Here is a 19,355-nt window from a genome sequence, read left to right as displayed (position 1 = left end):
AGTTCATTGGGTGTTGAGTCGATGGTGGACGATCAACTGGCCCCATCGGTCGATCTCGTTGTCCCATAAGACGCCCAGAGCTTGCGATGTTCCCCCCTGCGCTGAAGCGCCGATATCCGCCAGCGCCTTTTGTACCTCCGGGGTCTTCAGTGCTTCATTCATTGCTGTGTTGAGCACCTTGACGATGTCCGGCGAGGTACGTGACGGCACAAATAAGCCAAACCATGTCAGGACCTCGAACTTCGGTTGGTCGGCTGCTTGCGCCAGGGGAGGAATCCCAGGCAATGAGGGCGCGGGTTGCAAGCTGGTGACACCCAGCGCACGCACCCGTCCAGATTTGATAAACGACTGCTGTGCGGTGATCGAATCGACCATCATGGAGACTCGCCCCGCGATCAGGTCGGCGGCAGCTGGCGTGCTCCCTTTGTAGGGCACGTGGAGCAGGTCAACCCCGGCCTGAGCGGCCAGCAGAGCGGCCGCCAGATGGATCGACGTCCCCATGCCTGCAGAGGCGAATGACACCTTACCGGGGTTGGCCTTTGCGTACGCTAGTAGGCTCCTGGCATCCTTGTATGGGGAATCAGCCGGCACCACTAGAACGCTGGGGATAGTTGCCAACAGCGCCACGGGGGCAAATGCTTTCCGAGCATCGTAGGCGACGTTCGGATAAAACCACTTGTCCACTGCCAGCCCTGTCGAGTTCACCAGCAGCGTATAACCGTCAGCCGGGGAGCGCGCGACCTCCGCGCTGCCGATGATCCCGCCCGAGCCCGGACGATTCTCCACTGTCACCGGCTGCCCCAGCGTTTGCGACACGCGCTGGGCCAAGACACGAGAAACCATGTCGATTGCACCGCCCGGCGGGAATGGAACGATCCATCGAATGGGCTTGCTCGGGTAGTCTGCAGCACTCGCCGTTACTGCCAGCAAGCTCAAGCCTACGCAGCCTAGCCAGACGACCAAACGAATTGATAAACGAGACAACATGGTGATTTTCCCCTAACTGACTTCAATCAACCCGCGCGGGTGAAGTGGCGCAGCTTGTCCGGATCGATATCAACACCCAACCCAGGACCCGAGGGCAACCGAATCTCGAAGTCCTTGATCTCGAGTTGGGTCTGCGTAAGCGTGTCGGCTAACACCCAGGGCCCTAGCAGTTCACATCCGAAGGGCATCGTCGGCAATGTGGCATACACATGGAGAGCAGCAGCGGTGCCGATTGATGAATCCAACATGGTGCCCCCATAGGACGCAATGCCCGAGGCTTCCGCGATCGCAGCGACCTTGAGGGTATTTGCCACCCCGCCCATGTTGCACAGCTTCAGCGAGAAGGCGTCGACGCAATGATGGCGCGCCAGTTCGAAGGCGGACGCCAGCGAGCTCAGGCTTTCATCGGCCAGGATGGCCACCCCGTTGTCGGCCGACAGGCGCCGAAGCGCATCGAAGTTGCTGCGTGCCACCGGCTGTTCGACCAGTTCGACACCGGCCGCCTCCAGGCGCGGAATCCACACCGATGCCGTGTTCTCATCCCAGGCCTGGTTGATATCGACCCGCACCGCAGCACGGTCACCGACGCGCTCGATAATCTTCTCGATATGGCGCAAATCATCTGCCGGGGAGCGCACGCCAAGCTTGATCTTGAACCGGTTGTGCCGGCGCCGCTCGATCATTTCCTCGGCGATTGCGATGTCCCGCTGCGTGTCGCCGCTCGCCAGGGTCCAGGCAATGGGGATGCCCTGCTGGATCGCGCCGCCGATCAAATCGCTCAGCGGCAGGTTCAGAGAGCGTGCCTTCAGATCATGCAGCGCAACGTCGATGGCCGCCTTGGCCGAATAGTTTCCGGTTACGGCGCGCTCCATTAAGTGCTGGAGCTCTCGCAGATTTGTCGCGTCCTTGCCGATCAGGAGCGGCGCCAAGTACGTTTCGATGATGACCTTGATGGTTTCAGCGCATTCGGAACTCCAAGTCGGCCCACCTACGCTGCTGCCCTCGCCGATGCCGACAAGCCCGCCCGCACGGATCTGCACGATCGCATAGCTCTGCTTCTGCACCGTGGTAAACGACATCTGGATGGGACGCGAAGCTGGGACGTCCACCAGCGTCACATCGATCGCTTCGATCTTCATGCCACTGTCTCCGTAGCCGACTTGCGTTGCTCGGCCTGCTCACGCTCGATTACGAAGTCCAGGGTCATGACCCGCACCCCGTCCTCGATCGTCTCGGGCGTAATCAGGTCGGGGGTGACGCCGTGACAGCAGTCATCGTCCACCCATTTGCCCCCTTCGAAGTAGTATTGCGTGGTCAACGGTTCGAAACCGTCCTTGCGCACCTTGAAGTGCACGTGCGCCGGACGCCAGGTATGGCTGCCCAGGTGGCCCAGCAGACGCCCAGTCGGCCCCTCGTAGGGGATCTGGTATGGCACTGGCATCGTGGTGCGCACGCGATAGTTGCCCTGGGAATCCGTCACGAGTTTTCCGCGGTAGTAGTCCACGGGGATGTTGTCGTGGATCCCGCTGTACAAGCCATCAGGCGTCGAGTGCCACACGTCGATGACAGCGCCAGCGAGCAACTCGCCCGTGTCCGAGCGCACCGTACCGCGAATGATCAGCGGTTTGTGGTCGTCGGTATCGTAGGTCTTGAGGACGCCTTCAACTACAGGAGCACCTTCCAGGAAGTACGGCCCCTGGATCGCAGGCGCAGAGGTCCGCGAGCGCTGCGCCTTGCCTTCGATGATGGTGCTGTTCAGGAAAACGTCCAGAAGCAGCGCGGTTTCCCGCGTCTGTGCGACCTCGGTGAGATAGTCGACACCCGCGCGGTATTCGGCTTCCGTGACGCGCTTGTCCAGCAAAATTTTGCGTACTGCCTCGACGATCGCGCCTGCGACCTCGGCAACTCGTTTATCCATGACTCGTCTCCTTTCAAGATCTCATGGTTGAAACACCGATGAGTTGGTGCTTCAAACATGAATGCTAAGATTCGCGTGTCATGCGGTCCAATACCTTTTTTTAGCCTTTGCAATACGGGATCGGTATGGCTTAGCGGTGTCCACCCCTAGGGAAAACCAGAGGTCTTAAATGGAATTTCGGCAGCTTCGCTATTTCATCGCGGTCGCAGAAGAGGGAAATATCGGTGCTGCGGCAAGACGCCTGCATATTTCCCAGCCGCCCATTACCCGCCAAATACAGGCCCTGGAACAGGATCTCGGCGTGGTGCTGTTTGAACGCACGCACCGCGGCGTCGAATTGACGGCAGCGGGTACAACATTTTTAGAGGATGCCAGGCGCCTACTGCACGTTACCGAGATCTCAAGGGTGAGATCACGTGCAGCATCGCGCGGTGAAATCGGGGAATTGCGCGTCGCCTATTTCGGAACCGTCGTTTTGCATACGCTACCGCTACTGCTGCGGCAACTCTTGTCGGTTGCTCCCTCGGCAACTGTGTCCTTGACGCAGATGAGCAAGAACCGCCAGATTGAAGCGCTGGACGCTGGCACCATCGATATCGGGTTCGGGCGTTTCTACCCCTATCAGGAGGGTGTAGTTGTCCGAAACGTAACCAATGAGAGGCTATTTCTGGGTGCGCAAAAGTCGCGCGCTCGCTCGTTTGGTGAGCAAGTTCATTGCAGCGCGCTTCGTAACGAGCCCTTGATCCTGTTCCCGCGAGAAGGACGCCCCAGTTTCGCAGACGAAGTCATCGGCGTATTCAAAAACGCGCGAGTGGAGCCAAAGGTTGTCGCCATAGTTGAAGACGTCAATGCAGCCATGGCTCTGGCGTTGGCCGGCGTCGGCGTGACAATTGTTCCCGAGACAGTAGCCATGATTTCGTGGCCTGACTTCGGCTTCACTGAACTCGTGGGCTCCAAGGCCACTGTACCGGTCAGTTGTATCTACCGTCACGATCACATTGCGCCGATTCTGAAAACATTCTTGAACTTGCTACCTATTCGAGAATCGCAATAGATGCCAATCGTTAGGTTGTCGAGCCCGCAATTCGGCATAACACTGGCCGTAAAGCGGGCATCAATCGCTGTACTCCAACTCTTACTGCGACATGGCTCACGCTAAAAGGAAGGCACGCGCAGCGAGGGCAATGCCCGACGCAATCAGCGCCGGGCCACCGCTATCAGTACTCCGAAGCCGACCAGCCGCCCGCCGAAGGCACGGTCGATCCAATGGCGGAAAGCCAGCAGACGATCGCGCACGGCACCGGCAGAGAAGCATAAGGCCACCAGGCTAAACCAGCCCATGTGCGCCGCAGCGATGAAAGCGCCATAGCCAATCTGCACTGCCAGCGGAGTGTCGGGCCGCACCACCTGCATAAACAGGCTGACGATGAATACCGTGGCTTTGGGGTTCAGCGTATTGGTCAGGAAACCGGTACGCAGCGCAGCGCCATCCGAGAGCGGCGCCATACGCTTTTCGGTCAGTGCGCCGCCAGCTTTCGTGCACAGCATTTTTATGCCGAGATAAATTAGATAGGCAGCACCGACCAGTTGATGGTGTTAAACAACCAAAGCGATTGCTGGATTAGCAGGCCCACGCCGATCAACGTATAGGTGATATGTACCAGTATGCCTAAGCCTATGCCCAATGCGGTCAGCACGCCCGCGCGGCGCGACAGCATCAAGCTATTGCGCGTAACCGTTGCAAAGTCCGGCCCAGGGCTGATGACGGCCAGCAAGGTGATTGTGACGACAGCTATTAATTCGGTCATTGGCGTATCCGGTCGGAAACAATGAAATTAAGGCAGATGATATTCAAAATCAACGTGAAGGAATATCGATCTTTCCGGCCAATAATGGAGAACTGAATTCGACATCTTCCGGTACGCGTCAGCCTTCCTAGCGGGTGCTACGCTGTTTCGAGGCTGCCGCCCACTTGGAGAATTCAGCCGTGCGATGGTCGAGTCGCATCTAACCCACGGCGCAGTCAACCGCGTGGCACGTTCACTCGAAAACGCATCGCGGTAGCGTGAGCAGCGTAGCCGGCGCGTATTCCTGACCAATCCAGTCCTCAAGAGCGCGTCCACTATGCAGCACTCGCCCTTGCGACCTGCAACGCTCTTCGCTCGAATCGCTCCACAACGGAACTGGTTGGCTCCTGGGGCCGCTGCAGGTGTGTCACGATCTCGTAGGGGCCATCGATGAGCGGCCGCATCGTGATCCCCCATCTGTGAGCGTGCTCGATGCGCGATTGCGCGGACACCCCGACGCCGTAGCCGGCCGCGACCCACGTGGCCAACAGGCCAAACGAAGTGACGTACCGGATGTTCTGTCGACCTGTCGGCAGGGGCGTGGAAAGCCGCTCATCCAACTTGGAACAGATTTCCGCCTGCCAGCGATACAGGGCGAAGTCCAGCAGATCGGCGATCGTGAGTGTCGCCTGATCAAGCAATGGAAATCGTAGCGGCATGGCGACGGCCATGCACTCGGCCCACAACGGCTGCGCTTTAAGCGCCGCGTCGCTCGATACCTGAATTGAAACCCCCGCGTCGTAACGGCCGTCATGTAGTCCCGCATGCAGATCGCGACCTGAAACCTCAAAGAAGGCGAGAGCGACATCGGGCTCTTCCGCGCGTTGCAGCGCCAGCAGTGCCGACAACTGTGGCGACGGCGCGCCTGGCGCTATGGCGAGCCTGAGACGGGGGGACTGGCCGGTAGCGTTGTGCATAAGGGCACCGCAGAGGCGGCTAATCAGGTCAAGGAGGAGCCCATATGATAAGCAAGAGTGAACTTTAACGTCTATAAATTTAACGTGGTTAATTTCAGAGGTTTGTCCGAACGCTTCTGCAAATGCAGAAGCCCACTATTCAGCCAGGCCGCCCCGCTGGCACATCGACGTATGAATCCGAACCAGCGTTGGCCTTCGGACAGGCCTGTGCGTTGCGCCGTCGCTCAAGGTATTGCTCAAGACGAATTTGCATCCCGGGCAGGCATCTCGCGCTCGCACATGGGCAAGATCGAGCGCGGGGAGCACGTGCCCACGCTTCCTGTCATATTGAAAATTGCCATGGCGCTCAGAATAAGCGCCGCTGACCTGATGGCTGCAACGGAGCACTACCTTGGCATCGGCGCCCGGACCGATTCTTGAAGCTGAACGTCCGTGGTTGGCTCTGTCAGCCACCTAGATTCTCACGTAGGCGGACGAGATCACGCAGACGAACGATGAAGCGCTCCAACGACGCCGGCACGTCATCGCCGCCGCCGAGTCGGAGCAGATAGGTCGTGATTACTGCCGAATCCACGCCAGGGGGCGGGTCAGCACATCTGGTCGTGGACTGACAGCAACCCTGGTCGCCGTCGTGAAGCCGACGCCAAAGCCCGCGCTGACCAAGGTAAGCATCATCTCCAGCGAAGATACGTGCTCGACCACATTCGGTTCGCGCTCCAGAAGCAGTAGAAGCCGAGCCAGTTCACGGCAGTAACCTTCGCACACCTGTGGATCGCAGAGTACAAGGGGATGGCCGCCGAGTTCATGGAGCGGGACTGCCTTGTGGGCAAGCAGCTCATGCCTGACAGGTACTGCGATCACCAGCGGGTCTTGCCAGATCGGCTCAGCAACAATGCCCTCGCCGACTTCGGCCGTGTGCGCGAACCCGAGGGTGAAGTCGCCGGCTCGCAGGCCACGCAGTTGCTCGGACAAAGGTACCTCGGACAAGCGGATCTCGATGTCTGGCTCTTCAGCGCGGCAACTGGCGAGAAAATCCGATAGCCAGGGATCGATCGCGCCATCGGATACTGCGATGCGCAGGCTGCCTCGCGAGCCCGCCGCAACGGCCTTGGCATTCTCTCTTGCTTGCTCCAGGACGGTGAACAATCGGCGAGTGTCTTGCAGGAACGCGGTGCCTGCTGCGGTCAACCGGGTTCCCCTGCGGTCCCGATCAAAGAGCAAGACCCCTAGCTCATCTTCCAACTCCTTGATGGCCCGGGATAAGGGGGGCTGCTCGATATGCAGACGTTCGGCGGCACGAGTGAAATGCAGTTCTTCAGCGAGGGCAACAAAGTAGCGAAGGTGACGTAGCTCCATGAAGCGCCCCCGATTCCCGTTTCACGGCCGTGGTTCTGTGAGGGACAACGGTTTGCTATCGAGGTCAAGTTGAAGCGCGTCCTGATTGCACAATTGCGGCAGGCGCAATAAGGCATGTATCTCGCTTTGTTTGAGCGCCTCCGTCAATTCCGCAAGCGCGGAGCGCCAATGAGACTTCAACTCGTCTATCGCCTTGTTTCCGCGCTCAGTCAGAACAATTTCGATCACTCTTCGATCGTGCGGGCGATCGGCGCGCTCTTGCGCCGCTCTCTGGATCATGCCCTTCTTCTCAAGCCGATCTAACAGCCTCGTCACCGAAGAGGAATCGACTACCAGACTACGAACCAACGTGCTGGGCGTACATGCTGGAATAGCCGACATGTGGTGTAGCGCCATCACTTGAACCGCAGTCAAACCAAATGGAGCAGCCAAGCGATTCAGCACTTGATTCCGTGCAGCAAAAAGTCGCGTGATGGCCGTAGAAAGCTCCATCAGCCGAAGGGCCGCATCAAATTGCTGTGTGCCGCTTGACCCACTCGTCATCATGATCGGGAGCGTTTACTGGACGCTTCCTCACGGCGGCCATAGGCACGCATGAATGTCACCACCGCCGCGTTCGCCCACTGGTCAATCTGCGCCGAGGAAGGCGCGGCATCCGGATGGGTCAGACACTGAAGCTGAGGCTCGCCCCGAACCAGGTTGATAAACAGACTGGCAGCCGTCTCACGGCCAATCTCACCAAGATCGACCTCACCGGATGCCGCTGCGTTAGCCAGTTGCTCGGCCACCATCGTCGTCATGACCTGCGGGCCAGCCAGGTAGAACGTCCGTGCGAGCTTGGGAAAGCGCGGGCCTTCAGCGATCACGACGCGAAAGACGGCCAACCCGCTGGGCGAAAGCACGATGTCCAGGTAGGCCCGGGCTAACATGGTCAACGTCTCTCGCAGCTTTCCAGGGCGGAACTCGATGCCATGCACCGTGTTCGTGAACGCCGCACATTCGGCCTCGATCACCGCTGTGAAGAGGGCTTCCTTGTTCGCGTAGTGTGCGTATACCGTGGACTTCGACACCCCAGCCTCGCGCTGGATCATGTCGGTAGTTGCCGCGCTGAACCCATGGGTCAGGAAGACGTGGCGTGCCGCGCGCAGGACGGTAAGAGCCTTGGCGTTCAGCTCGCCGCTGCTCGGTGGCAAGGTGGTCATGACTTGGTTAGTGCGTTGCATCTGCATGGAGCGGGATTCCCGACACAAGGGCCTAGATGAAGCATAGTACCAAACCGCTCGGTACGCTTCAACTTTGAATAGCACATTCCCTAGCGCGCCGGCGCATTGCTTATATCGACTTGTGAGATAGCTGCCAGTTTGATCTTAATTGCGCTATGGCACACCGAGCGATTCGGTACACCAGCGTGCTGCATCCGCCAGTGGTAGACGAGTAGTGTCTGGCCAGCGTCGGCGCAGTTCATTCCTGCCAGCGGGCTCTTCCGACCTTGACGAGGATGCCGCCAACGACTTGCCCAAAAGAGCTGCTGCGACAGCAGCCCAATTGCAGGCCACGCAGCTCGTGCTGTGGTGAGATGCCGAGATTGGCAGGCAGCGACGGCCGTCAATCGGATGAGGACAACGCAAAGCCGCGATCAGGGCTTTCCGTGAAGTGCGCCTAGAGGAATTGCACCGACGAAGGTGGGCGAGTGAAGGCGACATCCCGACTCCAACCGTATTTGCTGGCCAGAAGGACATCAATCCGTCGCTCTAAAAGGAACTCTCGCACTGCAACAGCGGGGTTGCCAGTCAGTTGCCTAACTCCTTCGCCGACAGCGTGAGCGTCGCCGCGCCGCATGATTCGGTCCGTTGCTACCAGTCCTGCTGCAATCGATGCCGGCACGCCGGCGCCCGTGAGCGTTGCCAGGACGACGTCGTCATCGACATGGGCAGGCTCGATGTGTGCACCAAAGATGAGGTTGATCTCGCGCACAAGTTCACCCATAGAAAAGTCTTGCGTGCCCGAAATAACCAAGTCAGCGCCTGGCAGAGTGTGTGCATTTAGTGCAGCAGCACTGGCACTGAAAGCGTCGTCACGTAAAACGTAGCTCGTACGGCCCTTGCCTGCGGAAGTCGGCCATACACCGGATCTCAGGGCTATCGGCAACCGATGAAAAATGCAGTCGGCCAGGGTGCCAATGCGTAAGATCGTAAATCCAATACCGCTTTGCGCAATGAGGCGCTCCGAGGCCAGATGCCGATATGCCCAGGGCAGCGAGACGGCCGCCACCGAGGGATAGATAAGGTGTTGTACGCGCTCCTGGATTGCAGCCTGCACAATCGCTTGTACCTGAGCCAAGTGGTACACGGCAGCATCAGCCCTACTGGCCGGCACTATCAAAAGTCGATCGACCCCATGCAGCGCATCTCTGAGCAAAGCGGCATCGTGAAAGTCGACTTTCAAATTCGTCGAGTGTCGTGAGGCAAGCTGGGTAACCTGCTTTGCGTGCAAGCCTTGTGCGACGATGGAGGTGGTTCCTGCGCCAAGCAGTACCTCTGCCATCCGGCGACTAGGCACGGCGCCAGAAGCAGTGAGGATGCGAATATAGGAGAAATCGAACATGATTAATTCCCGCGGCGTAGATCAAATCAGATGCCACCACAAGATAACAGCGCTCCGGCTGCAAAGCTCAATCAATGCACGAGCAACTCCAGCTTGCACCAGACCCGTCTAAACGCATGGGCCAACTAAAACGGCGGTTGGGCGCCTATTTGCCGGAACGAAGACGCTTGTGCAGGTGACCGGCAATGCTGGCAGCAATCAATCCGCCAATTAACGAGATGTGTTCAAGTGCAACATACAAGGCGGGCATTGCTTCCGCCTCGGGGAGAGCCCAAAAGCGATGTACCACAACAATCGTAAGGAACAAAAAAAAGCCCAGTGCTCCAGCGCCAACCCATAAGAGTCGATCCAGCAGCAATAGTGCAGACCCGCCTAGCATCGTTACGATCGTTGCTATATTGAACAGACCTTCTGGCGATAATCCAGCCCCTCGCATTTCAGCCAGCCCGCCCTCAAAGTCTATGAGTTTGGCCAATCCGGAGGATAGAAAAACTACCGCTAAAAGCACGCGGGCTACCAGCCAAAGCCAGCGACTACCCAGAATGGAATCGACGATGTTACGCATGCACTCTTACTCCAGTACGTGAGAATGGTCAAAAAATTGAGAGCACCGGCCTGCCGTCGGCTCAACCGTGAACCGCCAGAACACTGCTTCGATGTGCTCAGCCGACATATCCCTAGCCGTAGTGCGCAGTAAATGGGTAACCTTCATCGTGCTTCCCATATATTTTCATGAAGATATCTATTCCTCGTCTGACCCGCTGCGTTATCTCATTCGCTTTCATGGGTTGACGAACACCAAGCTTGATTTCGAGGTTAACGAACCCGAGCCAAAGACCGGTCAACGCATCGGCGGCATAAGCTGCGTCATCAGTTTCAATCTGACCGCTCGCTACAGCGTCCGCGATCATCTTCGTCAGCAAACGTTGACCGCGACCTGGGCCTAGATCAAAAAATCGCTTGGGTAGCTCGGTTTGATGGGCTTCCAGAGAGGCGATCAATCGATCCCAGCCGAGCAGGTCACGGTGGTTGATGAATCTGACGAACTGCACCCCAAACTCAAACAGCGCATCTGCGATGGGGGCCTTAGCCAGCCGGACAAGCTGCTCATCCGTGATGGTCATGTCCGACTCTCGTCGGATCACGGCTTCGATAAGAGCGTTCTTATCCGCGAAATTCGCGTAGACGGTCGCCTTTGCGATGCCGGCGCTCGCCGCGATTTCATCTATCGTGACGTCAGGACCGCGGGCCAGGAGCAATGCGCGTGCAGCGTCCAGCAAAGCTGTTTTCTTCGCATCGTCTTTCGGTCTTCCGCGGGGCCGTTTCTCTCTTGTCATGAAATGCTCCAGCTTTGCGTATCACGGCAAAGGCAGCGTCGAAAGAATGCCCGCAAGCATGAGGCCACCCACGACAGTGATGTGCTCAAGCGCGATATGAAACTCACCCGTGCGTTTTGGTTCTTCGAACTTCCAAAAAGGATGACCTATGGGAATTGTGAGAAGAAGAAAGACCGTCAAGCCAAAAGCACCAATCCATCCAAGTCCAGCGAAATTCGTGATCACCAGCGCCGAGCCAGTGAGCTGGGTAGCCATTGTTGCAATCGCAAATAAGCGAGGCGATGGCAAGTTTGCATCGATCATCTCCTGAACAATGACTTTGAAGTTGAAGACACCGAACAGGCCTGCCGTCCAGAACACGAAGGTCAGCACGACCTTGGCGACCACCAAGGTGACGGGATGAGTGAGCAGCGGCGTGAAGAAGCTTTCCATGGCGCACCAAGCACATTTAGCAGACTTGCGAGTATAGTAAATAGATTGAGCCAGGGCAAGGTACACGTGGCAAGTCGGAGGGACATGAGGCCCATGCGGGGTTTTGGGCGTGATTGCAGGCACGGGCTCGAACGAAGAACCATTGCTCCGTCGATGCAACGCCGTGCCCACTCTGGTAGAACACGGACTGTGCGAATGACGCGGCGGCGTCATCGCCCGGACCATGCGTGCACATGCCGTCCAATCGAGGACCGGAGAGCAGGAGCAGGGCCGACAGCGCCGGTCGTGATGCCAGCCTGGGCAACGCCGTCCCGCCAGTCTCCTCCGGCATCGGGCGCGCATCCATCGTGCTCCGTCACTTTGTCGAGCGGCAATGACGGAGGATGGACGATGACATGGAACTCACGCCTACTGACTGACGCTCATTGATGGAACACCACCTGAGCGGGGGAATGTCTCGGCTCAATTGCTCGCGTCCGATCAGGCTCGATCACTGTCTTCGGCGATCAAGCGTAGGCACTTGACGAAAAGGCCGCGGTACTCCTCTGGCAGGCGAGCGAGCAGCTGGTCTTCAACGGATCCATCGCGTGGCATCACTCGATTGAGCAACTCGATTCCCGCAGGTGCCACGTAGAGCTGGTAGGCGCGAGCATCGGAGGGTGATGGTCTGCGCTCGATCAAACCACTGCTGCTCATCCGTCGAACCATCTCGGCCACCGTGTTGCGATCCATCGCCAAGCGTTCAGATAGCGCGCTCTGGCTGAGGCCTGGCTCCTGGTAAAGCAACACCAGGGTCGCCTTCTGCCGTGGCGTGACCCCTTCCTCGGAAAACGCATTGGCGAAGATCTCCTCGGCCTTGAAGTGTGCGCGGCGTAGCAGGTGGGAAGGCACATCCTCAAGCCGGAAATGCCGAAGGAGGGCTTGAACCTCCTTCGTGAGAGCACGAGACGACGAGTTGGAATTCATTGCGGGTGGCAGTCGTATGTAGCGGTAGGTACTGAATATTACGATAGGTCCCATCATATTGACAATACGTCGTGTACGTACTATAGAGTGGACCCAGGAGGGGTTTTTTTGAGTATTTGAGGCGATAAACATAGGGTTATCACCTATATTCCGGTGCGTGGACGCCCCTTACGATAGTACGTATACGTTTCATACGGACGCAGACAATCAAAGGATCAGCGTAAACCATGCGAACCATCAAGCCAACGCCACAGGTTCTGTTGCGGCGCATCGAACGGTCAGACGCGCTCCCGCCCCCTCACTTCCGCTATTCGCCTGCAGTCCAGGTTGGCTCGGATGTCTATGTCTCGGGGCTTGTTGGTCTGGACCCGGCTACGGGCGGCCTGGCCGCTGAAACGGCTGCGGGGCAGACCCGGCAAATCTTCAGGAATATCCAAGCCCTCTGTGCGGAACAAGGTTGGTCCCTTGAGCGCGTTGTGGTGGCGCGTGTGTACTGCGCCGGCGAAGGTGCAGCAGATGGCATGAACGAGGTGTGGAGCGAATTTTTTACTCAGCTCGCTCCACCCGCCAGAACCTTCACGGTCGTGAAGTCCCTCCCGCTGGGTGCTGCGGTGGAAATCGAGTTTCAGTTGTCAATTTGAGGAGAACTGCTATGAACGAAGGCAAGATTCTGTCCGGCCTCTTGGCGCCCCATCCGCCGCATCTGGTCTATGGGGAGAACCCGCCTCAGAACGAACCGAGGTCGCAAGGCGGCTGGGAACCGCTGCGCTGGGCCTACGATCAAGTGCGCGAGAACATCGAGCATCTGAAGCCCGATGTTCTGATCGTCCATTCCCCGCACTGGATCACTCAGGTGGGCCATCATTTCCTGGGCGTACCTCGGCTTACGGGGCGCTCGGTCGATCCCATCTTTCCGAATCTGTTCCGCTACGACTTCGGCATGAACGTCGATGTGGAACTGGCCGAGGCCTGCTGCGAGGAAGCAACCAAGCTGGGTCTGGTCAGCAAGATGATGCGCAACCCGAGCTTCCGCGTGGACTACGGGACCATCACCACGCTGCACATGGTCCGCCCGCAATGGGATATCCCCGTGGTGGGGATCTCGGCCAACAACACGCCGTACTACCTCAACACCAAAGAGGGGCTGGGCGAGATGGACCTTCTCGGTCGTGCCACGCGAGAAGCTATTCGGAAGACGGGGCGGCGTGCAGTCCTTCTGGCGAGCAATACGCTGTCGCACTGGCACTTCCATGAGGAGCCTGCGCTGCCTGAGGACATGTCCAAAGAGCACCCGGAGCGCTACGACGGCTACTTGTGGGATGTACGCATGATCGAACTCATGCGCAAGGGCCACATGAAGGAAGTCTTCGAACTGCTCCCTCAGTTCATCGAAGAAGCCTTTGCTGAAATCAAGTCCGGTGCATTCACTTGGATGCACGCAGCGATGGGTTATCCCGAACTGGCCGGCAAGCTACATGGCTACGGCACCGTCATCGGCACTGGCAACGCGGTGATCGAGTGGAACCTTGAGGATGTCGGCCTTTCCCGTTTGGAGTCCGTGGCGTAAGCCGCCTGAGTCCACCATAAGCATAAGAAGCAGGAGACTTCAACATGACCATCGTTTCTGCATTCCTCCTCCCCGGCAGCCCACTGCCGCAGTTGCGGCCCGATATCACGCCTTGGGGGCGCATCCGCGAAGGCCTTTCGCGAGCCGGCAAAGCACTTGCTGAATCGAAACCCGACTGCGTGCTTGTTTATTCAACGCAATGGTTCGCGGTGCTTGACCAGCTGTGGATCACACGCGCGCGCAGCACCGGCGTGCACGTGGATGAAAACTGGCACGAATTCGGCGAGCAGGCCTTCGACATCCACTCGGACTGCGCCCTGGCCCAGCGCTGCGTAGACGCCTGCAATGCTGCGGGGATCAAGACACGCGGTGTCGATTACGACCAGTTCCCGATCGACACCGGAACGATCACCGCCACGACGCTGATGGGTTTCGGCTCAGCCAGCCTGCCGGTCGTCATCGCAGCGAACAACCTGTACCACAGCGCCGAGCAAACGGAGCAACTGGGCGCGATCGCCTCGGCTGCGTTGCAGGACAAGCGCGCGGCCGTGCTGGGAATAGGTGGCCTGTCCAACAGTGCGTTCCGCGAGAACATCGATCTGGAGAAAGACCACATCCTGTCCGAAGCCGATGACAAGTGGAACCAGCGAGTGCTGGCGCTCATGGAAAGCGGCGACATCGAGGCGATTCGCGCGATCCTTCCGCAGTACTCCACCGAGGCTCGCCCCGACATGGGCCTCAAGCACTTCTATTGGCTGCTCGGTGCCATGAACGCCAGTTTCAAGAAGGCGACGGTGCATGAGTATGCCCCGCTTTACGGCAGTGGTGGCGCTATTGTCCAGTTTGACGTCCAGTAGCGCATTATCGACAGGGCTTGCGGCGCAAGCCAAATTTGCCTCCAAAGGAGCATTCGTTTTGAAGCAGTACAAAAACTTCATTAATGGCCGGTTCGTCGAGAGCGACAAGCGGTTTGCAGGGATCAATCCGGCGACCGGCGTTCGTTTCGCCGATGTGCACGAGGCCACCAGGGAGATGGTTGATGAGGCTGTCTCGGCCGGCCATCGGGCCGTCCGCGGCTGGGGCTCGGCCAGCGTCTCGGATCGGGCCGACATGCTGTATCGCATTGCAGACGAGATTGATCGACGCGCCGATGACTTCCTGACCGCCGAGGTCAGCGACACGGGCAAACCCGTGTCGCTCGCCTCAAAACTGGACATTCCCCGGGGCGCCGCGAACTTCCGCATCTTTGCGGATATTCTGAAGACGGCCCCGCTGGACACCTTCCGCACGGATCTGCCTGGCGGCTCCCATGCGATCAACTACGCCGTGCGCAAGCCCTTGGGCGTGGTCGGCATCATTTCTCCTTGGAACCTCCCGCTGCTCTTGTTCAGCTGGAAAGTCGCCCCCGCACTGGCCTGCGGAAATGCGGTGGTGGCCAAGCCATCGGAGGAGACGCCTGGAACCGCCACACTGCTCGCCGAGGTCATGCAGACGGTAGGGTTACCTGCTGGCGCTTTCAACCTGGTGCATGGCTTCGGCCCGAACTCGGCTGGGGAGTTCATCACCACGCATCCGGGCATCAATGCCATCACCTTCACGGGCGAGTCGAAGACGGGCACCGCCATCATGCACGCCGCTGCGGAAGGCGTGAAGCCCGTGTCGTTCGAACTGGGCGGCAAGAACGCCGCCATCATCTTCGCCGACTGCGACTTTGACAAGACCGTGGCAGGCATGACGCGCGCGGCATTCCTCAATAGCGGCCAAGTCTGCCTGTGCTCCGAGCGCATATTCGTCGAGCGGCCAATCTATGACCGCTTCGTGAAGGCACTTGCCGAACGCGCGAAACAGATCAAGCTCGGTGACCCCACCGACGAGGCGACGTGCATGGGGCCTGTCATCTCTGCCGCCCATCGCGACAAGGTGCTCAGCTACTACGCGCTGGCGCGCGAGGAAGGCGCAGAGTTCATCACAGGCGGCGGAACACCCTCTTTCGGCAACCAGCTCGATGGCGGCTTCTGGGTTGAACCGACACTACTCGCCGGCCTGCCCGACGACGCACGATGCGTCACGGAAGAGATTTTTGGGCCGATTGGTCACGTCACGCCCTTCGACTCGGAGGCAGAAGTTATCCAGCGCGCGAACGCGACGCCCTATGGCTTGGCCGCGACGATCTGGACGAGCAATGTGAACAAGGCTCATCGCGTCGCGCAGTCCATGAACGTGGGCGTCGCCTGGGTCAATGCCTGGTTCCTGCGCGACCTGCGAACCCCGTTCGGTGGCAGCGGCCTGTCGGGTATCGGCCGTGAGGGGGGGCTCCACTCGCTGAACTTCTATTCCGAGCTCACGAATGTCTGCATCCATGTAGATGCGCCGGATGGCTCCCATGACAGATAAGACCGTGAGCACGGGCGCTACATCGTCGGCCGTGGTTGAAGGCCGCTCGCAGCCGCGCGGCAAGTTTCCCCACATCAAGCGCGCCGGCGATTTTCTTTTTGTCTCAGGCACCAGCTCGCGCCGTCCCGACAACAGCTTTGTCGGCGCCGAGGCCGACCCCATGGGCGTCCTGGATGCAGATATCCGTGCGCAGACCCGCGCGGTCATCGAGAACATCCGGGCCATCCTGCAGCCCGCAGGCGCGGATCTGACGGATCTGGTCGAGCTGTCGGCCTACTTGGTCGATATGGGCGACTTCAAGGGCTACAACGAGGTTTACGCCGAGTACTTCGGCTACGACGGTCCAACCCGCACTACGGTGGCTGTCCATCAGCTGCCTCACCCGATGCTGCGCATCGAAATCAAGGCAGTGGCCTACAAGCCGCCGGCCCCAGACGCATAGAGGAAGGTTCTATCGTGACACCACAACAACGCGAAGAGGCCGCTCAGTCTCTTTATCAGGCGATGCAAAGCGGCAAACCGATCGCGCCCCTGCGCGACACGTTCCCGGACATGAACGTGGACGACGCTTACGCGATCCAGAGCATCAACACACAACGGCGAATCTCGCTGGGCCGGCGCGTGGTCGGTCGCAAGATCGGCCTGACATCCGTCGTCGTTCAACAGCAACTCGGTGTGGACGAGCCCGACTTCGGTGCTCTCTTCGATGACATGTCCTTTGGCGATGCCGAGACGATCCCTCTGTCGATTCTTCATCAACCGAAGGTCGAGGCAGAAATCGGCTTTGTCCTCGGCCGCGACCTGGACACGGAGCAGCCTACGCACCAGGAGGTCCTGCAGGCTGTGGACTACGTGGTTCCAGCGCTGGAAATCGTGGGTAGCCGCATCGCTGACTGGAACATCAAGTTCGTCGATACCGTGGCCGACAACGCTTCGAGCGGAGTCTACGTGTTGGGATCGACGCCGATTTCTCCCCGTGGCCTGGACCTGAGCTTGGTAGGAATGTGCCTGTCGCGCCGCGGGGAGCCGGTGTCTACCGGCGCAGGCGCGGCCTGCCTGGGCACCCCCCTGAACGCTGTGGTCTGGCTGGCGCGCACCATGTCCCGCCTGGGCAAGCCGCTGCGTGCCGGCGAACTCATCCTTTCGGGCGCGCTGGGCCCGATGGTCGCGGTCAAGCCGGGCGACGTGTTCGAGTGCCACATCAATGGCGTGGGAAGCGTTCGCACAGAGTTTGAATCCAACCAAATGAATGGAGTTGCGGCATGAGCGTGCACGAAGAAATCATCATCCGCCTGGACGACGCCGCAAGATACGCGCACGAGGTCCCACAGTTCGACACCGACAACACACTGAACCTGCCCGACGCCTACGAGATCCAGCGCGGCTCCATCGCCCGTCGACTTGAGCGGGGCGAGCGGCGTGTCGGCGTGAAGATGGGGTTCACCAGCCGGGCCAAGATGGTTCAGATGGGGCTGTCCGATGTCATCTGGGGCCGATTGACTGACGCCATGCAATTGGAGGAGGGCTCCAATGTCGAGCATTCGCGTTTCGTGCATCCCCGGGTCGAGCCGGAGCTGGCATTCCTGCTGAAAAAGCCTCTGGCGGGCAATGTCACCGGAGCCGAGGCGCTGGCGGCGGTCGAAGCGATTGCACCTGCTTTGGAGGTGATCGACTCCCGCTATCAGAACTTCAAGTTCACGCTGCCGGAGGTCATCGCGGACAACGCGTCTTCCAGCGGCTTCGTGGTTGGCGGCTGGCATTCGCCGGCCACGGACTTCGGCAACCTGGGGCTGGTCATGAGCCTGGACGGCCGCGCCGTGCAGGTCGGCTCCACGGCGGCGCTGCTCGGCGATCCGCTGCGCTCGCTGGTCGCCGCAGCGCGGGTTTCGGCCGCTGCGAACGAACCCTTGGAGGCCGGTTGGATCGTTCTGGCCGGGGGGGCGACGCCCGCGGAGTGGATCTATCCCGGTCAGCACATTTCGATGCGCATGCAGGGCTTGGGGAGCGTTAGCTTTCAACTGGTTTGATTGGGGTCTTGCGCGTCAAGCGCACCACCGCACTTGCAGCGTCTATATCTGGAGTTCTCTATGACCCGAAAATTCAAAGCCGCCATCATCGGCAGCGGAAACATCGGCACGGACCTGATGATCAAGATCATGCGTCACGGCCGTCACATCGAAGTAGGGGCCATGGTGGGGATCGACCCTGCCTCGGACGGTCTTGCCCGTGCTTCTCGCCTGGGCGTAGGCACCACACACGAAGGTGTAGAGGGTTTGACGCGTCTGCCCATCTTCGAGGAAATCGACTTCGTGTTCGATGCTACGAGCGCCGGGGCTCACGTCCACAACGATGCACTGCTGCGCAAGTACAAACCCGGTATCCGCGTCATTGACCTGACGCCGGCCGCCATCGGTCCGTACTGCATCCCCGTAGTCAATGGCAAACAGAACTTGGATGCGCTGAACGTCAACATGGTGACTTGCGGCGGCCAGGCAACTGTCCCCATGGTAGCCGCGGTCTCTCGCGTGACCCAGGTCCACTATGGCGAGATCGTGGCTTCTATCGCTAGTAAGAGTGCCGGGCCAGGGACTCGGGCCAACATCGACGAGTTCACCGAGACAACCTCAAAGGCCATTGAAGTTGTGGGTGGCGCATCGAAAGGCAAGGCCATCATCGTGTTGAACCCCGCCGATCCGCCCTTGATCATGCGCGACACCGTGTACACGCTCAGCGACGTGGCTGACGAAGCAGCTATTGCCGATTCGGTTGCCCGGATGGCCGCCGATGTCCAGAGCTACGTGCCAGGATATCGATTGAAGCAGACCGTGCAGTTTGATCGTGTCGAGAACCTGAACGTGCCAGGCGTGGGCCGCATCTCCGGCCTGAAAACCAGCATTTTCCTGGAAGTCGAAGGCGCAGCGCACTACTTGCCGGCTTACGCGGGAAATCTCGACATCATGACCAGCGCCGGCCTTCGCACAGCCGAACAAATGGCAGCACGGATGACGGCCGGGACGGTCGCCGCCTGAA

The 19,355-nt window shown here is 59.3% G+C and carries 21 protein-coding genes and 2 pseudogenes; 10 read left to right on the top strand and 13 right to left on the bottom strand.

Annotation, left to right across the window (positions count from 1 at the left end):
* Positions 1-3: 3 nt before the first annotated feature.
* The 3 genes from PKB_RS17875 to PKB_RS17865 are packed head-to-tail and all read right to left on the bottom strand — an operon-like array spanning position 4 to position 2,905.
* Entirely contained in the window at positions 4-987 is a 984-nt protein-coding gene (locus PKB_RS17875; protein WP_012248464.1) for a Bug family tripartite tricarboxylate transporter substrate binding protein, read from the bottom strand.
* A gap of 26 nt (positions 988-1,013) precedes the next feature.
* On the bottom strand, positions 1,014-2,126 hold the full coding sequence (locus PKB_RS17870) for a muconate cycloisomerase family protein (RefSeq protein ID WP_011489354.1): 1,113 nt from the start codon (positions 2,124-2,126) through the stop codon (positions 1,014-1,016).
* On the bottom strand, positions 2,123-2,905 hold the full coding sequence (locus tag PKB_RS17865) for a chlorocatechol 1,2-dioxygenase (protein WP_011489353.1): 783 nt from the start codon (positions 2,903-2,905) through the stop codon (positions 2,123-2,125). Before PKB_RS17865 ends, PKB_RS17870 begins: the two co-directional genes overlap by 4 nt.
* Positions 2,906-3,074: 169 nt before the next feature.
* Here PKB_RS17865 and PKB_RS17860 point away from each other — a divergent pair, with 169 nt between their 5' ends.
* Positions 3,075-3,959, top strand: a complete 885-nt coding sequence (locus PKB_RS17860) for a LysR substrate-binding domain-containing protein (protein WP_012248462.1) — start codon at positions 3,075-3,077, stop codon at positions 3,957-3,959.
* A gap of 143 nt (positions 3,960-4,102) precedes the next feature.
* Here the strand turns inward: PKB_RS17860 and PKB_RS17855 are convergent.
* Positions 4,103-4,713: pseudogene (locus PKB_RS17855) on the bottom strand (LysE family translocator).
* 314 nt (positions 4,714-5,027) lie between these two features.
* Positions 5,028-5,669, bottom strand: a complete 642-nt coding sequence (locus PKB_RS17850) for a substrate-binding domain-containing protein (RefSeq protein ID WP_011489351.1) — start codon at positions 5,667-5,669, stop codon at positions 5,028-5,030.
* 57 nt (positions 5,670-5,726) lie between these two features.
* Here PKB_RS17850 and PKB_RS17845 point away from each other — a divergent pair, with 57 nt between their 5' ends.
* Complete coding sequence (locus PKB_RS17845) at positions 5,727-6,089, top strand: helix-turn-helix domain-containing protein (protein WP_479687521.1); 363 nt, start codon at positions 5,727-5,729, stop codon at positions 6,087-6,089.
* A gap of 25 nt (positions 6,090-6,114) precedes the next feature.
* Here the strand turns inward: PKB_RS17845 and PKB_RS17840 are convergent.
* From PKB_RS17840 to PKB_RS17810, 8 genes and pseudogenes are all read right to left on the bottom strand, one after another.
* Positions 6,115-7,025: pseudogene (locus PKB_RS17840) on the bottom strand (LysR family transcriptional regulator).
* A gap of 21 nt (positions 7,026-7,046) precedes the next feature.
* Complete coding sequence (locus PKB_RS17835; RefSeq protein WP_011489348.1) at positions 7,047-7,571, bottom strand: MarR family winged helix-turn-helix transcriptional regulator; 525 nt, start codon at positions 7,569-7,571, stop codon at positions 7,047-7,049.
* Positions 7,568-8,254, bottom strand: coding sequence for a TetR/AcrR family transcriptional regulator (locus PKB_RS17830; RefSeq protein WP_011489347.1), 687 nt, complete (start codon positions 8,252-8,254; stop codon positions 7,568-7,570). Before PKB_RS17830 ends, PKB_RS17835 begins: the two co-directional genes overlap by 4 nt.
* A gap of 430 nt (positions 8,255-8,684) precedes the next feature.
* A complete protein-coding gene (locus PKB_RS17825; protein ID WP_038457521.1) occupies positions 8,685-9,629 on the bottom strand; it encodes an NAD(P)H-binding protein in 945 nt (314 codons plus the stop codon).
* A 145-nt stretch (positions 9,630-9,774) separates the two neighbouring features.
* Positions 9,775-10,194 carry a DoxX family protein gene (locus PKB_RS29225; protein ID WP_011489345.1) on the bottom strand — a complete coding sequence of 140 codons (420 nt, stop codon included), beginning with the start codon at positions 10,192-10,194 and terminating at the stop codon, positions 9,775-9,777.
* Between the two features lie 112 nt (positions 10,195-10,306).
* Positions 10,307-10,966: a TetR/AcrR family transcriptional regulator gene (locus tag PKB_RS17820; RefSeq protein ID WP_011489344.1), complete on the bottom strand. Its 660-nt coding sequence runs from the start codon at positions 10,964-10,966 to the stop codon at positions 10,307-10,309.
* 21 nt (positions 10,967-10,987) lie between these two features.
* The gene (locus PKB_RS17815; protein ID WP_020205766.1) at positions 10,988-11,398 is read right to left on the bottom strand and encodes a DoxX family protein; all 411 of its coding nucleotides are present in this window, start codon (positions 11,396-11,398) and stop codon (positions 10,988-10,990) included.
* A gap of 480 nt (positions 11,399-11,878) precedes the next feature.
* On the bottom strand, positions 11,879-12,364 hold the full coding sequence (locus PKB_RS17810; protein ID WP_020205767.1) for a MarR family winged helix-turn-helix transcriptional regulator: 486 nt from the start codon (positions 12,362-12,364) through the stop codon (positions 11,879-11,881).
* Between the two features lie 227 nt (positions 12,365-12,591).
* On the opposite strand from PKB_RS17810, the gene PKB_RS17805 reads away from it, so the two are divergent.
* Genes PKB_RS17805 through PKB_RS17770 form a run of 8 tightly spaced genes read left to right on the top strand, consistent with a single transcriptional unit; the run spans position 12,592 to position 19,354 of the window.
* Complete coding sequence (locus tag PKB_RS17805; RefSeq protein ID WP_011489341.1) at positions 12,592-13,005, top strand: RidA family protein; 414 nt, start codon at positions 12,592-12,594, stop codon at positions 13,003-13,005.
* Between the two features lie 11 nt (positions 13,006-13,016).
* The gene (locus PKB_RS17800; RefSeq protein ID WP_011489340.1) at positions 13,017-13,931 is read left to right on the top strand and encodes a DODA-type extradiol aromatic ring-opening family dioxygenase; all 915 of its coding nucleotides are present in this window, start codon (positions 13,017-13,019) and stop codon (positions 13,929-13,931) included.
* 44 nt (positions 13,932-13,975) lie between these two features.
* Positions 13,976-14,788, top strand: a complete 813-nt coding sequence (locus PKB_RS17795; RefSeq protein WP_011489339.1) for a DODA-type extradiol aromatic ring-opening family dioxygenase — start codon at positions 13,976-13,978, stop codon at positions 14,786-14,788.
* 58 nt (positions 14,789-14,846) lie between these two features.
* Positions 14,847-16,325, top strand: coding sequence for a 2-hydroxymuconic semialdehyde dehydrogenase (locus tag PKB_RS17790; protein ID WP_011489338.1), 1,479 nt, complete (start codon positions 14,847-14,849; stop codon positions 16,323-16,325).
* Positions 16,315-16,767, top strand: coding sequence for a RidA family protein (locus PKB_RS17785; RefSeq protein ID WP_038457523.1), 453 nt, complete (start codon positions 16,315-16,317; stop codon positions 16,765-16,767). The genes PKB_RS17790 and PKB_RS17785 overlap by 11 nt, the downstream gene beginning before the upstream one ends.
* 14 nt (positions 16,768-16,781) lie before the next feature.
* The gene (gene mhpD / locus PKB_RS17780; protein WP_011489336.1) at positions 16,782-17,591 is read left to right on the top strand and encodes a 2-keto-4-pentenoate hydratase; all 810 of its coding nucleotides are present in this window, start codon (positions 16,782-16,784) and stop codon (positions 17,589-17,591) included.
* Positions 17,588-18,352 (top strand): 2-keto-4-pentenoate hydratase, encoded by a 765-nt coding sequence (locus tag PKB_RS17775; RefSeq protein ID WP_011489335.1) that lies wholly within the window; start codon positions 17,588-17,590, stop codon positions 18,350-18,352. Before mhpD ends, PKB_RS17775 begins: the two co-directional genes overlap by 4 nt.
* A gap of 60 nt (positions 18,353-18,412) precedes the next feature.
* The gene (locus tag PKB_RS17770; protein WP_011489334.1) at positions 18,413-19,354 is read left to right on the top strand and encodes an acetaldehyde dehydrogenase (acetylating); all 942 of its coding nucleotides are present in this window, start codon (positions 18,413-18,415) and stop codon (positions 19,352-19,354) included.
* The last annotated feature ends 1 nt before the right edge of the window (position 19,355 follow it).

This window comes from Pseudomonas knackmussii B13 (assembly GCF_000689415.1).
Lineage (GTDB): Bacteria > Pseudomonadota > Gammaproteobacteria > Pseudomonadales > Pseudomonadaceae > Pseudomonas > Pseudomonas knackmussii.
The sequence above is the reverse complement of the archived record's forward strand: the minus strand, read 5'-3'. Positions and strand labels throughout refer to the sequence as shown.

Excerpts from the sequence above, each read along its gene's own strand:
- PKB_RS17875 (WP_012248464.1), bottom strand. The coding sequence starts at position 987 with ATGTTGTCTCGTTTATCAATTCGTTTGGTCGTCTGGCTAGGCTGCGTA.
- PKB_RS17870 (WP_011489354.1), bottom strand. The coding sequence starts at position 2,126 with ATGAAGATCGAAGCGATCGATGTGACGCTGGTGGACGTCCCAGCTTCG.
- PKB_RS17865 (WP_011489353.1), bottom strand. The coding sequence starts at position 2,905 with ATGGATAAACGAGTTGCCGAGGTCGCAGGCGCGATCGTCGAGGCAGTA.
- PKB_RS17860 (WP_012248462.1), top strand. The coding sequence starts at position 3,075 with ATGGAATTTCGGCAGCTTCGCTATTTCATCGCGGTCGCAGAAGAGGGA.
- PKB_RS17850 (WP_011489351.1), bottom strand. The coding sequence starts at position 5,669 with ATGCACAACGCTACCGGCCAGTCCCCCCGTCTCAGGCTCGCCATAGCG.
- PKB_RS17835 (WP_011489348.1), bottom strand. The coding sequence starts at position 7,571 with ATGATGACGAGTGGGTCAAGCGGCACACAGCAATTTGATGCGGCCCTT.
- PKB_RS17830 (WP_011489347.1), bottom strand. The coding sequence starts at position 8,254 with ATGCAGATGCAACGCACTAACCAAGTCATGACCACCTTGCCACCGAGC.
- PKB_RS17825 (WP_038457521.1), bottom strand. The coding sequence starts at position 9,629 with ATGTTCGATTTCTCCTATATTCGCATCCTCACTGCTTCTGGCGCCGTG.
- PKB_RS29225 (WP_011489345.1), bottom strand. The coding sequence starts at position 10,194 with ATGCGTAACATCGTCGATTCCATTCTGGGTAGTCGCTGGCTTTGGCTG.
- PKB_RS17820 (WP_011489344.1), bottom strand. The coding sequence starts at position 10,966 with ATGACAAGAGAGAAACGGCCCCGCGGAAGACCGAAAGACGATGCGAAG.
- PKB_RS17815 (WP_020205766.1), bottom strand. The coding sequence starts at position 11,398 with ATGGAAAGCTTCTTCACGCCGCTGCTCACTCATCCCGTCACCTTGGTG.
- PKB_RS17810 (WP_020205767.1), bottom strand. The coding sequence starts at position 12,364 with ATGAATTCCAACTCGTCGTCTCGTGCTCTCACGAAGGAGGTTCAAGCC.
- PKB_RS17805 (WP_011489341.1), top strand. The coding sequence starts at position 12,592 with ATGCGAACCATCAAGCCAACGCCACAGGTTCTGTTGCGGCGCATCGAA.
- PKB_RS17800 (WP_011489340.1), top strand. The coding sequence starts at position 13,017 with ATGAACGAAGGCAAGATTCTGTCCGGCCTCTTGGCGCCCCATCCGCCG.
- PKB_RS17795 (WP_011489339.1), top strand. The coding sequence starts at position 13,976 with ATGACCATCGTTTCTGCATTCCTCCTCCCCGGCAGCCCACTGCCGCAG.
- PKB_RS17785 (WP_038457523.1), top strand. The coding sequence starts at position 16,315 with ATGACAGATAAGACCGTGAGCACGGGCGCTACATCGTCGGCCGTGGTT.
- PKB_RS17775 (WP_011489335.1), top strand. The coding sequence starts at position 17,588 with ATGAGCGTGCACGAAGAAATCATCATCCGCCTGGACGACGCCGCAAGA.
- PKB_RS17770 (WP_011489334.1), top strand. The coding sequence starts at position 18,413 with ATGACCCGAAAATTCAAAGCCGCCATCATCGGCAGCGGAAACATCGGC.